Origin of the sequence: Nocardioides sp. zg-1228, from assembly GCF_017086465.1 — a bacterium.
Taxonomy (GTDB): domain Bacteria; phylum Actinomycetota; class Actinomycetes; order Propionibacteriales; family Nocardioidaceae; genus Nocardioides.
This window is the reverse complement of record NZ_CP070961.1, coordinates 3,582,945-3,595,785: the sequence shown is the minus strand read 5'-3', so window position 1 is coordinate 3,595,785 and position 12,841 is coordinate 3,582,945. Positions and strand designations below refer to the sequence as shown.

Sequence of the window (12,841 nt, the reverse complement as noted above, 5' to 3'; positions counted from 1 at the left end):
CGGGACCAGCGACCCCCGAAACCCCGAGGCGCCCCCGGCGCGCGGGTGGCCCGCGCGCTGGTGCCCGTCGGTAGCGTGGCGGCCATGGCGACCTTCCGTGCCCGCGACCGCTCCTCGGCCGTGCTCCGCTCCCCCCGCAGCGAGGTGTGGGCGGCGCTCATCGACGCCGACCTCATCGCCCGGATCACCCCCTTCGTCACCTCCATCGATGTCGACGGTGACCGCTGGACCTGGCACATGGGCGTCATCCCGGTGGCGGGGCTGTCGGTGGCGCCGAAGTTCACCGAGGTGATGGACCTCCACCCGCAGGAGCGGATCGTCTTCACCCACGACCCCGACCATGCCCACGAGATGACCGCGGTGATGGGCAACTACCACCTCGCCGACCACCCCGACGGCGGCACCGAGGTCAGCATCGACCTCCAGATCGCCTGCCACCTGCCCCTGCCCGGCCTGGCCCGCCCGGCCGTCGAGCGGGTGATGGCCGGCGTCGTGAAGCACATGGGCACCGTCTTCTCGCGCAACCTGCTCAAGCACCTCGGCGAGACGCCGTGACACCCGCCGCAGCCAACCGTCGTACGCCCCGGGCGCGCCGTGCCGGTCGGCGACCGGGAGGCTGGCGGTGAGGGTCCTCGTCCTCGGCGCCACCGGCTACATCGGCTCGCGCCTGGTGCCGCACCTGCTCGAGCGCGGCCACGACGTCGCGGCCGCCTCGTCGTCGGTGCCGCGTCCCGACCGCTTCGGCTGGGACGACCGGGTGCGGGCGATCCGCTGCGACGTGACCGACGCCCTTGACGTGGCCGCGGCGCTGGAGGGGGCCGACGCCGTCGTCTACCTGGTCCACTCGCTCGACCGCAGCGACTTCACCGACCGCGACCGGGTGGGGGCCGAGACCGTGGCCGCCGCCGTGGCGGCCGGGGGCCTACGTCGCCTGGTCTACCTCTCCGGCCTGGTGCCCGACGTGCCCGAGGCCGAGCTGTCGGCCCACCTCGCGTCGCGGCTGGAGGTCGAGCGGATCCTGCTCGGCGCGTGCGAGGGCGCGGTCGCGCTCCGCGCGGGAGTCGTGATCGGCGCCGGGTCGACGTCGTTCGAGATCGTGCGCCAGATCGCCACGCTCTTCCTCGTGCAGCCGGTGCCCACCTGGATGCACCGCACGGTGCAGCCGGTGGCGGTCTCCGACGTGCTGCGCGCGATCACCGACGGGCTGGCCGACGACGGTCCCCGCGGGGCCGTCGACGTCGGCGGCCCGGACGTCGTCGCCTACCCCGACCTGCTGCGCATCATCGGCGGCGGCGCCGGGCTGGCGCGGCTCCGGGTGCCGGCGCCCGTCGCCCCGACGGGGCTGGTCGGGCTCGGCGCCGCGCTCGTCACGACGGCGCCGTTCCACACCGTCACCGCGCTGGTGGAGTCGCTGCACCACGACATGGTCTGCCGTCGCGGCCACACCTGGGAGCCGCGCGACGGCAGCCCGCTGCTCGGCGTCGAGGAGGCCGTCGAGCGGGCGCTCGCACCGAGGTACGCCGGCCCGGAGGGCTCGCTCGCGTCCGACCCGGCGTGGGCGCGACCGCTGCCGCTGCTCGACGTCCTGCCCGTCCCGGCCTCCGCCCGCGCCGTCACCCGGCTGGCCCTGCACCGGGTCCGCTCGGTCCTGCCCGGCGGCTGACCCGCCCGACCCGCGGCGTCGGTGCGGTGCCCGAGGTGATCGCCCGTAGACTGCGAGCCGTGCCCCAGCGGACGAGCAAGCGGATGGGCGGCGACGGCCGTCTGACCACGGCGATCGACCCCCACGACCAGGGCCCGCAGGACGCCTGCGGCGTCTTCGGCGTCTGGGCCCCCGGCGAGGACGTCGCCAAGCTGACCTACTTCGGCCTCTACGCCCTCCAGCACCGCGGCCAGGAGTCGGCCGGCATCGCGGTGAGCAACGGGCGCCAGATCCTCGTCTACAAGGACATGGGGCTGGTCTCGCAGGTCTTCGACGAGTCCACGCTCGACTCGCTCAAGGGCCACATCGCCATCGGCCACTCGCGCTACTCCACCACCGGCGCCTCCACCTGGCACAACGCCCAGCCGACGTTCCGCCCCACCGGCGACGGCTCGATCGCGCTGGGTCACAACGGCAACCTGATCAACACCCACGAGCTGCGCGAGATGGTGGTCGGGCTGCCCGGTCCCGCAGGTGAGCTCGACATCAAGGGCGTCGAGGGCACGACCAACGACACCACCCTGGTGACCGCGCTGCTGGCCCACCACCTCGACACGACGCTCGAGGAGCGCGCGCTCGAGGTGCTGCCGCAGCTGCGCGGGGCGTTCAGCTTCGTGTGGATGAACGAGCACACCCTCTACGCGGCCCGCGACCCCCAGGGCATCCGCCCGCTCGTCCTCGGCCGGCTCGACCGCGGCTGGGTGGTCGCCAGCGAGGACGCCGCGCTCGCCACGATCGGCGCGAGCGTGGTCCGCGAGGTCGAGCCCGGCGAGATGATCGTCATCGACGAGAACGGCCTGCGCACGCACACGTTCGCCGAGCCGGAGCGCAAGGGCTGCGTCTTCGAGTACGTCTACCTCGCCCGTCCCGACGCCACCATCAGCGGCCGCAACGTCCACGAGGCGCGCGTCGAGATGGGGCGCCGGCTGGCGCGCGAGTTCCCCGTCGACGCCGACCTCGTGATGCCCGTCCCCGAGTCCGGCACGCCGGCGGCGTCCGGCTACGCCGCCGAGTCCGGCATCCCGTTCGGCCAGGGCTTCGTCAAGAACGCCTACGTCGGCCGGACGTTCATCCAGCCGAGCCAGACGCTGCGCCAGCTCGGCATCCGGCTCAAGCTCAACGCCCTCGAGCACATGATCCGCGGCAAGCGCATCGTCGTCGTCGACGACTCGATCGTGCGCGGCAACACCCAGCGCGCGCAGGTGCGGATGCTCCGCGAGGCAGGCGCGCTGGAGGTGCACGTACGGATCTCCAGCCCGCCGGTGAAGTGGCCGTGCTTCTACGGCATCGACTTCGCCACCCGCGCCGAGCTGATCGCCAACGGCCTCGACGTCGACGAGATCGCGTCCAGCGTGGGGGCCGACAGCCTCGGCTACATCTCGCTCGAGGGGATGGTCGAGGCGACCGGCCAGCCGGCCGACCGGCTGTGCCAGGCCTGCTTCACCGGCGAGTACCCGATCGAGCTGCCCGACGAGAGCCTGCTCGGCAAGCACCTGCTCGAGGCGACGCTGCAGACGCCCACGCTGGGTCGCGCCCTGCCGGTCCTCAACAACCCCTGATCCGGGCCCGGACCCGAGCCCGCCCCGCACGCCGCCAGCCGAGGAGCTCCGTGTGACCGACCAGACCAACGCCTACGAGGCCGCCGGGGTCTCCATCGAGGCGGCCGACCGCGCGATCGACCTGATGAAGGGCTGGGTCGAGAAGGCGCGCCGACCCGAGATGATCGGCGGCCTGGGCGGCTTCGCCGGCCTCTTCGACGCCTCCGCGCTCACCCGCTACGAGCGCCCCCTGCTGGCCACCTCCACCGACGGCGTCGGCACCAAGGTCGCCATCGCGCAGCTGATGGACGTGCACGACACCATCGGCTTCGACCTGGTCGGGATGGTCGTCGACGACCTCGTCGTGTGCGGCGCCGAGCCGCTCTTCATGACCGACTACATCGCCTGCGGGCGGGTCGTCCCGGAGCGGATCGCCGCCATCGTCAAGGGCATCGCGGAGGCCTGTGTCGTGGCCGGCTGCGCGCTCATCGGGGGCGAGACCGCCGAGCACCCCGGCCTGCTCGACCCCGACGACTACGACGTCGCGGGCGCCACGACCGGCGTCGTCGAGGCCAGCCGGCTGCTCGGCCCGGGCCGGGTCCGTCCCGGCGACGTCGTCATCGCCATGGAGGCGAGCGGGCTGCACTCCAACGGCTACTCCCTCGTGCGCCACGTCCTGCTCGAGAAGGCCGGGTGGACGGTCGAGCGCCAGGTCGACGACTTCGGTCGCACCCTCGGCGAGGAGCTGCTCGAGCCGACCCGCATCTACGCCAAGGCGTGCCTCGACCTCGCCGCCCGCACCGACACCCACGCGATGTCGCACATCACCGGTGGCGGTCTGGCGGCCAACCTCGAGCGGGTGCTCCCCGAGGAGCTGTCGGTGCGCATCGACCGGTCGACGTGGACGCCGCAGCCGGTCTTCGACGTCGTACGCCGGGTGGGGGAGGTGTCCCAGGCCGACCTCGAGGCCACCCTCAACTGCGGTGTCGGCATGGTGTCGCTCACCCCGGCCGAGTCGGTCGACACCGCCATCTCGGTGCTCGCCGGGCACGGCATCCGGGCCTGGGTCGCCGGCGAGGTGCGCAGCGACGACGTCGACGGCGGCCGCGTCCTGCTGGAGGGCCAGCACCCCGGCTGGTGAGTGATTCGGCACTTCGCGGACGAAAAGCCGGGTCTTGGTGTGCGGGAACACCCACCGCTCGGGTAGCGTTGACCCCACGATATGTAACCGATCAGACCGGGCGCGTCGGGCAGCTCTCCGACAGCCCCGGCCAAGTGTGCGAGGGGGTCGACCCTATGGGGCGCGGCCGAGCGAAGGCGAAGCAGACCAAGGTCGCGCGCGACCTGAAGTACCGGACTCACGAGACGGACTTCGGCGCGCTGGCGAAGGAGCTGCACGGAGAAGACACTCACCCCACGAGTGAGGTCGATGCCGACGATGACGAGTGGGTCGACTATGCCGACCCGCGTCGTCGCGCAGACTGACTGATCGCACCCGATCACGGCCCTCGGGTCGTCCGGCGTACGAGCGCGCCCACGATCGGACCGGCTCCAGGACTGCCCGGCTACCCGGGTACCTGGCCGAGTCGGCTACCTGGCCGAGTCGGCTACCTGGCCGAGTCGGCGCCTCCTCACCCTCAAACAGTGTCGAGTCGGCGCATCCTCGCGCCTGAGCAGCATCGAGTCGGCGCATCATGGCCCGAGCGCGGTCAGGACGCGCCGACTCGGCGTGCGTGGGCGGTCAGGATGCGCCGACTCGGCGTGCGTGGGCGGTCAGGATGCGCCGACTCGGCGTGCGAGCGAGCTCAGCGGAGGTGGATGCCGCGCAGCCGGCCGACCTCGCGCATGCGACGCTCGGCGAGCCGGTCGGCGGCCTCGGCGGTCGTGACGCCGTCGGTCTTGGCGAGCTCGAACACCGTGCGGGTCGTCTCGAAGATGCCGCTGGCGCGCTGCTGGGCACGCTCGAAGGAGAAGCCCTCGAGCTCGTCGGCGACCTGGATGACGCCGCCGGAGTTCACGCAGTAGTCGGGGGCGTAGAGGATGCCGCGCTCCTCCACCTGCTTCTCGATGCCGGGGTGCGCGAGCTGGTTGTTGGCCGCACCGCAGATGATCGTGGCACGCAGCACGTCGAGCACCTCGTCGCTGATCGCGCCGCCCAGGGCGCAAGGGGCGTAGACGTCGATCTCGCTCGCGACGAGCTCGTCGGTCGACGCCACGGCCCGCACCTGCGGGAACTGCTCCCGGATCGCCCCGACGGAGGGAGCGTGCACGTCGGTGACGACCACGTGGGCGCCGTCCTCGACGAGGTGGCGTACGAGGTGGCGACCGACCTTGCCGACGCCGGCGATGCCGACGGTGCGGCCGGAGAGGGTGGGCTCGCCCCACGCCTGCTCGGCCGCGGCCCGCATGCCCTGGAAGGTGCCGAAGGCCGTCAGCACCGAGCTGTCGCCGGCGCCGCCGTGGGCGACGGTGCGCCCGGTGACGTAGTCGCACTCGCGTGCGATGTGGTCCATGTCGTCGCTGAACGTGCCCACGTCGCAGGCAGTGAGGTAGCGGCCGTCGAGGGACTGGACGAAGCGGCCGTAGGCCCGCAGCAGCGCCTCGGTCTTCAGCTCGGCCGGGTCGCCGATGATGACGGCCTTGCCGCCGCCGAGGTCGAGGCCGGCGAGGGCGTTCTTGTAGGACATCCCGCGCGAGAGGTTGAGGACGTCGACGATCGCCTCGTCGGTGCTGGCGTAGGGGTAGAACCGCGTCCCGCCGAGGCCCGGGCCCAGCGCGGTGGAGTGGATCGCGATGATGGCTCGCAGGCCGGTCGCGCGGTCGTTGCAGAAGACGACCTGCTCGTGCTCGACTCCGAGCTCGAAGACGTCGACGCCGGAACTGGGTACTCCAGACATTGCGGTGGGTCCTTTTCGTGGTGGGTGCGGCCGCGGGGTGTGCGGGCCAGTCGGCGCGGTCGAGGGGTGGTGACCGCCGTCACCGTCAGGGTATCCCCGCCGTCGGGGCACCCGCGCATCACACCGAGCGCATCACGACCAGGTCGCCGTGGGTGCCGTAGCCGAGCAGCCTGCCGCCCGCGGGACGGCCGTCGAAGGTCACCATGAGCCACCCGCCGTCGACGCACGCCAGGCTCGGCCACGGCAGGTTGGTCGGGTAGGGCGCGTCCAGGGCGCCGACCTCGGTCATGGTCAGGTCGTACGCCGGGAAGCGGGCGCGCAGCCCGCGCGCGGCGTCGCGGCCGTCGCTGGCGAGCACGCGCATCTCGCCACCGACCTCGACCAGCGTCGTGCCCTCGGTCGCGGTGCGGTCGGTGGCGGCGCCCAGCAGCCGCAGCCGGTCGAGCCCGGGCCCGCCCGCGAGCGCGGGGTGGAAGTCGAAGAAGCGGCGCGCACTGACGAAGCCCACCAGCCACTCGCCGTCGCGCCGGACGAGGTGGGGGTCCCACGTGGCGATGGAGCCGAGCCCGTCGACGGGCAGCGGGAGCTCGCGGGTGTCGAGCACGTGCGCGCCGCGCAGCAGGTCGGCGCCCGACTCGGCCACGGTCACCCGCAGGCCCGCGGGCCTACGACGTCCCGCACGCGTGGTCGGCGCCTCGAAGTCGCCCCACGTGCTGGTCGCGACGAGCCAGCCGTCGTCGCTGCGCACCAGGTGGGTCGCGTGGTCGCCGAACACCCCGGGCCGGTCGGGGCGACGGAAGAACAGGTCCGCGGAGTGCGAGACGTCCAAGGTGTCCGGGTCGAGGCGCCACACGCTCGTGTGGGCGGTGTCGAAGAAGCCCGGTCCCGCCGATGTGGCGCTCAGCCAGAGCGCCCCGTCCGCGCGGACCGGACCGCCGTCCTCGTCGGTGACGAACCGGGTGTCGCGCAGGCCGAGCTGGCCGAACCTGCCGGCGACGCCACCACCCGGCGGCAGCTCCAGGTGGAGCCCGGCGAGCGCCTGCTCGTCGCGGGTGTCCGTCACCTCGCGCAGGTCGTGGCGCGCGCGGGCCACCCAGCCGCCCGCCTCGCGGCTCCACGCCGTCAGGTGGGTGCCGGTGAGCGTCAGGCCGAGCCCTGTCGGCGACTCGGCGCGGTGGAACCGTCGGCTGCGGAGCGTGCCGGCTCCGGGGACCTCGAGCGACACCGACCCCCCGACGATCGAGGCCGCGAGCCGGTGCCCGCCCAGGTGGAACGCGAGCGGTCCGTCGACGTCGGCGGTCGTCGCGGCGACGTACGGCGCCACCGCGGGCATCGCGACCTCGCCCGAGCTGTCGGCCTCGACCAGCACCGACCCGGGGGCGATGAGGTCGAACGGACGGAGCCGACGGACGATCTCGAGGCGGGGGAGCACCGCACCATCGTGCCGGGCACACGGGTCGACACCGACGCCGGGACACGCAGAAGGGCCCCGGTCGGGACGTGACCGGGGCCCTCCTGTGCTTGTGGGCAGGGGCGGGGTCGAACCGCCGACCTATCACTTTTCAGGCGATCGCTCGTACCAACTGAGCTACCTGCCCAAGCGGGACGAGGATACATGAGGCCCGTGGGGGTGCGGGAATCGGCTCATTCCGGGGACGGCTGCGGGACGTAGGCCGGGACCTCGAGCCAGAACGACGACCCGGCGCCCGGGGACGACATCCCCGAGACCGCGCCGCCCTCCCGCTCGGCGATGGTGCGCGAGAGCGACAGGCCGAGCCCGCTGCCCGGGGTCGCGGGGGCGGCGAAGCGCACGAACGGCTCGAAGGCGTGCTCGAGCTGCTCGGACGTCAGCCCGGGGCCGTCGTCGCGCACGACGACGCGCACCATCGGGTGGCCGCTCTCGCCGAGGAGCTGCTCGGCGGACAGGTGCACGGTCCCGCCGGCGGGGTGGTGGTGCGCGATGGCGTTGCCCAGCAGGTTGGCCAGGATCTGGCGTACGGCGGACGGGTGGCCCCAGGCAGCCAGCCGCGGGTCGATCACCGCCTGCATGTCGACGTGGGCCGTGCGGGCGGGCGTGCGGTGCCAGTGCACGACGTCGGCCACCGCGTCGGACAGCCGGACCTCCTGGCGCTCGTCGTCGGTCGACATCGCGCGGCCGGCACCGAGCAGGCTGTCCACGATGGTGAGGAGCCGCTCGCACGAGCGCACGATGACCGGGCCGTCGCGCTTCATCCCGGTCGCGACGCCGTCGGCTGTCCCGTGCTCGGCGTCGTCGAGGAGGGCCTCGGTGTAGCCGAGGACGGTGGCCAGGGGGGTACGCAGCTCGTGCCCGACCGCCCCGAAGAACTGCTGGTTGGCGGCCTGGGCCTCGGCGCGCGCCTCGATCGCCTCGGCGAGCGAGCGTCGAGCGTGCTCCAGGTTGAGCCGGGCGACGAGGGCTGCGTTGAGCAGGCGGAACTCCTGGATGACCTGGGGGGACCAGGCGCCGGCCTCGACCCCCACCAGTGACATGCTGCCGAACATCACGCCCTCGGACGTGAAGGTGGAGGCGACGAGGCTTCGCACCTCGACCCGGGCGAGCTCGTCACGGTCCACCCCGGCCTCGACGGGGAGCAGGTCGCGGTCAGGCATCACGACGATGTCGCTCCTCGCGAATCGCGAGAGCCACGGCATGGTGAGCGCCGCCTCTGGCCCCGCGCCGGGCGGGGGGAGGAGGGTTCGCGTGGACCCGGGGACGGTCCACTCCCTGACCCACGCCCGTCCGCCGAGCTGGGTCCAACCGGTCGGGTCCGCGGGCGTGAAACTGGTGAGCACGATCGTGGCGATCTCCACGCGCGGTTCGGCCAGGAAGTGCTGAGCGACGCGTGCCACCGCTTCGTCGAGCGACGTCTCGCCGGCGAGGATCGACGTGGACAGACGCGCGGCCCCGTCAGAGACAGCCTCATCCACCAAGCTGTCCTGCAGAGCGGGGTGATCAGGCACCGGCCCCAGCCTCCCTCGTGGCGACGACGAACCTGCACGGTAGCGGTGCGATGCCACGGCTCTGGTCGACGACCACGGGTTGGCTCAGTGCGAGGCGTCGGGCGAGTCCCCACTCGGACAGGTGCGTGAGGATCGCCATCCCGAGGTGGCGCCCCGGGCACGCGTGGGGGCCCGCCCCGAAGGGCAGCCACGCGCCGGGACGCTGCGTCTCGTCCCGCCACCGGTCGGGGGCGAACCCGGTCAGTCCGGAGGGCTCGCCCGGCACGAGCTCGGGAAGGCGGCCGAGCAGGAGCGGGCTCACCAGCACGACGGCGCCCGACGGGACGCGGTGGCCGTCGAGGTCGACCTCCCGGGTGGTGATGCGCGCCGTGATCCAGGTGGGTGGCGTCAGGCGCAGCGTCTCCCAGACCACGTGCGACGCGTCGACCTGGCGGGGGCCCTTCGACGGGTGGGCGGCGAGCCACGCGACCAGCCAGGCTCCTGCCGCGATGGGGACCTGGATCCCGGCGGCCAGCATCGTGGCCGCGAGCTGGGGAGGACCGTCGAGCCCGGGGGCCACCGCCAGTGCGGCATGGAGCGCCGAGCGGGCCTCGCCCTCGCGGCGTCGCGCCCGGCTCCACCGCCGCGGAGGCCTCCTGGCGGCGATCACCGGCGCCAGGGCGTCGATCCAGTCGAGCACCAGGTCGGCGACGAGGTCACGTCGGGTGACGTCGAGGGAGGGCAGCACCGCCGTCGTCGTGCAGCGCGCCACCGGGCGGCGCAGCAGCGCCATGGCGTCGTACGGCTCGTCGGGCGTCGAGCGGTCGTGCTCCGCCAGGGCGGCGTCCCACTCGGCGGCGAAGACGGCCAGCCCGCGAGCGACCCGGTCGGGGGTGACCGGGGGGAACACCACGTGTCCGGAGCGGGTCTCGCCGCGGCTGGCCGACAGGTCGCCGCTGCGGGTGACGTCGCCGGGGAAGTCGAAGTCGGAGACGTCCGTGAGGACCTGGCGGGCCTGGTCGAGCGAGGTGGTGAGCCACGGTCCGTGACGCCCGAGGGCGACCACCCCGGAGCGGGGCGCCGACAGGACAGCGCCGAGCCGGCCTCCGGCCGACTCGACGCTGTCCAGCTGTGTCACGGGGACGAGCGCTGGTCGCGCGTCCGAGCGTGTCAGCGGGCGCCGGGGCCGGGACGCCACATGTAGTAGGACTGGATCTGCTGGGCAGCGCGCTTGGCCTCGATCGCGGTGCGGATGCGGTTCATCATGGTGTTCTCCAAGGTGGGGTGATGGTGTACGCCGGGGAGGCGCACGGGGCTCTGCGCGGGACTCCTTGCCCGTGGGGTGACAGGGGCGGGTCAGGACTCCAGGTCGCGCAGGGTCTCGGCGATCAGGTCGGTCAGCTGCTGGATCCGCAGCGGCTTCTGCATGACGGTCGTGATGCCGAGTTCTTGGAGGACCGCGCGGTTGTCGCCGGCCCAGGCGGAGATGACGACGACGCGCAGTCCGGGAGCCACGTCGGGGTGCTCGCGCAACCACCGCACCACCTCGACGCCGCTCATCCGGGGCATCGTCAGGTCGAGCAGCATGACCTCGAAGCGCTCGCGCTCCAAGGTCTCCACCGCGTCCTGGCCGTCGCATGCCGTGGACGCCACGTGGCCGGCTCGCTCGACCAGGCGGCAGAAGACGTCGCGGATGTCCTCGTTGTCATCGACGACGAGGAACCGCAGCTGCCGCTCGTTGCTCACGCGTCAAGATTAGTCAAACGGGTGGCAAGTGGTGGGGCGTCTGCCCAAATCTTGTCCGCGGAGCGGGCTGCGGACCCCTCCGCGGCGTCGACGGGTTGGGTGCCCGTCGACGGCTGGCCCTATGCTGGGCGCTGCTCGACCGGGTCCGTCCCGGACGAGCTGGCCCCCATCGTCTAGCGGCCCAGGACCCCGCCCTTTCACGGCGGTAGCGCCGGTTCGAATCCGGTTGGGGGTGCCACCCGAGTCGGGGGTGGGCGCCGATTGGGTGCCGCCGGAGACCATGGGTTAGAGTTCCACCGCTTCACCAGTTCGACCAGTTGTCACCTGGCCCCGTAGCGCAGTTGGTTAGCGCGCCGCCCTGTCACGGCGGAGGCCGCGGGTTCGAGTCCCGTCGGGGTCGCCAACGCATGACCAGCAGGGTGAGCCACCAGGCTCACCCTGCTGGTCATTTCGAGGTTGGTCATCTCGGGCCTGGTCGTCGGTGGCTGGGCGCTTCGGCGGGGTGACCACGTTCTCGCGCGTTTCCCGGGCGACCCTAGGCTGACGCCATGCCGATCGACCTCGACGCCGACGCGTTCGACGCCATGGTGGAGCGGGCCCTCGACGGCCTCCCCGACGAGCTCGCCCGGCTCGTGGACAACGTGGTGGTCCTCGTCGAGCCGGAGGCGCCCCCGGACGACCCCGACCTCCTCGGGCTCTACGACGGGCTCGCCCTGACCGAGCGGCCGGCCAACCACTCCGGCATGCTCCCCGACCGGATCCTGCTGTTCCGCGGGCCGCTCCTCGACATGGCCGACACCGTCGATGACCTCGAGGACGAGGTGCGCATCACCGTCGTCCACGAGGTGGCCCACCACTTCGGCCTCGACGACCGGCGCCTGCACGAGCTGGGCTGGGGCTAGACCCGACCCGCACGCGGCGCTGGACCACCCGGGACCAGGGGTGCGGCGAGGAGCGAGGTCACCCGACCTGGCTGGCCGAGGACGACGTGATCGCGCGCGGGCTGCCGTCCCACGGCTGCGCGCTGGCGCCGTCGAGCTGGTGGACCAGCTCGCCGAGGAGCCAGTTGTGCAGAGCCCGCTGGCGGGGCGTGCGTGCGATGGACAGCAGCCGCTCGGCCCGGCAGAACGCGTCGGCGACGTCGAACATCTCGGTCATGGTGACGAAGATCGGCCCCGACTCGCGGACCATCGGGAACGCCAGGTCCACGCGCCTCAGCCCGCGCGCCTCGGCGGCGCGGACCTGCTCGACGTACGTCTCGGGGAACTGTCGCTCGAAGTTGGCGAACATCGAGGTCAGGTCGCCCGCCAGCGGGTAGTCGGACTGGTGCGAGAGCGACAGCAGGCGCAGCTCGCGGCGCAGCTCGTGGTACTGCCGGGTGAGGGCGGTGTAGAGGGGGAGGTCGACGCCGAGGAGACGGATGTCGACCGCGTCCTCGCTGGTGGGCTCGGCCCGGGCCGGGTCCTGGCGGTCGATGACCCACTCGACCGACCCGGTGTCGGTCATCTCCGGGGCCGGCTCGAACCAGACGATCTTGCCGTCGGACTCGATGGTCGCGCCCCACGCCTGGGCACACTGGGCCACGATGGAGAGGCCACGGCCGAAGGTGAGCAGGAGGTCGAGGTCGTCGCCCTCGACCGGTGCCGGCGGCACCGGCGGGCGGGGCGAGCCGTCGATCACCTCGATGCGCGGGTGGGAGGCCGTGCCACGCACCCGCACCCGGTAGGGGGCGGCGGCGTGCAGGAGGGCGTTGGCCACCAGCTCCGAGACGCCCAGCTCGGCGCACTCCACCAGGTCGTCACGCTCGAGCCGCAGGCAGATGTCCCCGACCCAGCGACGCGCGTCGGCCGCAGCGCGCGGCGAGGACGCAAGCGTCAACTCGGAGCTCAACGGCACTGGGACTCATTTCGGGCGGGGACGAGCAGTGGTGGACAGTCCAGTGGATCCATGATTGCCCAGGCACGCGTGGTTCAAACCTTGACGAACACCATAGTTTC

12 protein-coding genes and 3 tRNA genes are annotated in these 12,841 nt (G+C 72.9%); 8 read left to right on the top strand and 7 right to left on the bottom strand.

Annotated elements, in window-relative coordinates; all coding sequences use genetic code 11:
* The first annotated feature begins 84 nt into the window (after window positions 1–84).
* From JX575_RS17305 to JX575_RS17285, 5 genes are all read left to right on the top strand, one after another.
* Window positions 85–555 carry an SRPBCC family protein gene (locus JX575_RS17305; RefSeq protein WP_186339298.1) on the top strand — a complete coding sequence of 157 codons (471 nt, stop codon included), beginning with the start codon at window positions 85–87 and terminating at the stop codon, window positions 553–555.
* Between the two features lie 67 nt (window positions 556–622).
* Window positions 623–1,663 carry an NAD(P)H-binding protein gene (locus JX575_RS17300; protein WP_186339297.1) on the top strand — a complete coding sequence of 347 codons (1,041 nt, stop codon included), beginning with the start codon at window positions 623–625 and terminating at the stop codon, window positions 1,661–1,663.
* Between the two features lie 83 nt (window positions 1,664–1,746).
* Window positions 1,747–3,261 (top strand): amidophosphoribosyltransferase, encoded by a 1,515-nt coding sequence (gene purF / locus JX575_RS17295; protein ID WP_186340313.1) that lies wholly within the window; start codon window positions 1,747–1,749, stop codon window positions 3,259–3,261.
* 52 nt (window positions 3,262–3,313) lie between these two features.
* A complete protein-coding gene (gene purM / locus JX575_RS17290; RefSeq protein WP_186339296.1) occupies window positions 3,314–4,381 on the top strand; it encodes a phosphoribosylformylglycinamidine cyclo-ligase in 1,068 nt (355 codons plus the stop codon).
* A 155-nt stretch (window positions 4,382–4,536) separates the two neighbouring features.
* Window positions 4,537–4,725 (top strand): DUF3073 domain-containing protein, encoded by a 189-nt coding sequence (locus JX575_RS17285; protein ID WP_186339295.1) that lies wholly within the window; start codon window positions 4,537–4,539, stop codon window positions 4,723–4,725.
* Between the two features lie 320 nt (window positions 4,726–5,045).
* On the opposite strand, the gene JX575_RS17280 is transcribed toward JX575_RS17285, so the two are convergent.
* The 6 genes from JX575_RS17280 to JX575_RS17255 all read right to left on the bottom strand — a co-directional run bounded on the left by JX575_RS17280 (window position 5,046) and on the right by JX575_RS17255 (window position 10,844).
* On the bottom strand, window positions 5,046–6,137 hold the full coding sequence (locus JX575_RS17280; RefSeq protein WP_186339294.1) for a Glu/Leu/Phe/Val dehydrogenase: 1,092 nt from the start codon (window positions 6,135–6,137) through the stop codon (window positions 5,046–5,048).
* Between the two features lie 118 nt (window positions 6,138–6,255).
* Window positions 6,256–7,569 (bottom strand): hypothetical protein, encoded by a 1,314-nt coding sequence (locus JX575_RS17275; RefSeq protein WP_186339293.1) that lies wholly within the window; start codon window positions 7,567–7,569, stop codon window positions 6,256–6,258.
* A gap of 92 nt (window positions 7,570–7,661) precedes the next feature.
* Window positions 7,662–7,735: transfer RNA gene (locus tag JX575_RS17270), tRNA-Phe, on the bottom strand.
* Window positions 7,736–7,781: 46 nt separating this feature from the next.
* Window positions 7,782–8,768 (bottom strand): HAMP domain-containing sensor histidine kinase, encoded by a 987-nt coding sequence (locus tag JX575_RS17265; protein ID WP_186339292.1) that lies wholly within the window; start codon window positions 8,766–8,768, stop codon window positions 7,782–7,784.
* Window positions 8,769–9,111: 343 nt separating this feature from the next.
* Window positions 9,112–10,236 carry a cytochrome P450 gene (locus JX575_RS17260; protein WP_186339291.1) on the bottom strand — a complete coding sequence of 375 codons (1,125 nt, stop codon included), beginning with the start codon at window positions 10,234–10,236 and terminating at the stop codon, window positions 9,112–9,114.
* A 218-nt stretch (window positions 10,237–10,454) separates the two neighbouring features.
* Window positions 10,455–10,844: a response regulator gene (locus tag JX575_RS17255; protein ID WP_186339290.1), complete on the bottom strand. Its 390-nt coding sequence runs from the start codon at window positions 10,842–10,844 to the stop codon at window positions 10,455–10,457.
* Window positions 10,845–11,006: 162 nt separating this feature from the next.
* On the opposite strand from JX575_RS17255, the gene JX575_RS17250 reads away from it, so the two are divergent.
* The 3 genes from JX575_RS17250 to JX575_RS17240 all read left to right on the top strand — a co-directional run bounded on the left by JX575_RS17250 (window position 11,007) and on the right by JX575_RS17240 (window position 11,746).
* Window positions 11,007–11,082 (top strand) — tRNA-Glu (locus JX575_RS17250).
* An 88-nt stretch (window positions 11,083–11,170) separates the two neighbouring features.
* Window positions 11,171–11,247 (top strand) — tRNA-Asp (locus JX575_RS17245).
* A gap of 145 nt (window positions 11,248–11,392) precedes the next feature.
* Complete coding sequence (locus tag JX575_RS17240; RefSeq protein ID WP_186339289.1) at window positions 11,393–11,746, top strand: metallopeptidase family protein; 354 nt, start codon at window positions 11,393–11,395, stop codon at window positions 11,744–11,746.
* Between the two features lie 58 nt (window positions 11,747–11,804).
* Here JX575_RS17240 and JX575_RS17235 read toward each other — a convergent pair whose 3' ends face one another.
* Window positions 11,805–12,740, bottom strand: coding sequence for an ATP-binding protein (locus JX575_RS17235; RefSeq protein WP_186339288.1), 936 nt, complete (start codon window positions 12,738–12,740; stop codon window positions 11,805–11,807).
* Window positions 12,741–12,841: the final 101 nt, after the last annotated feature.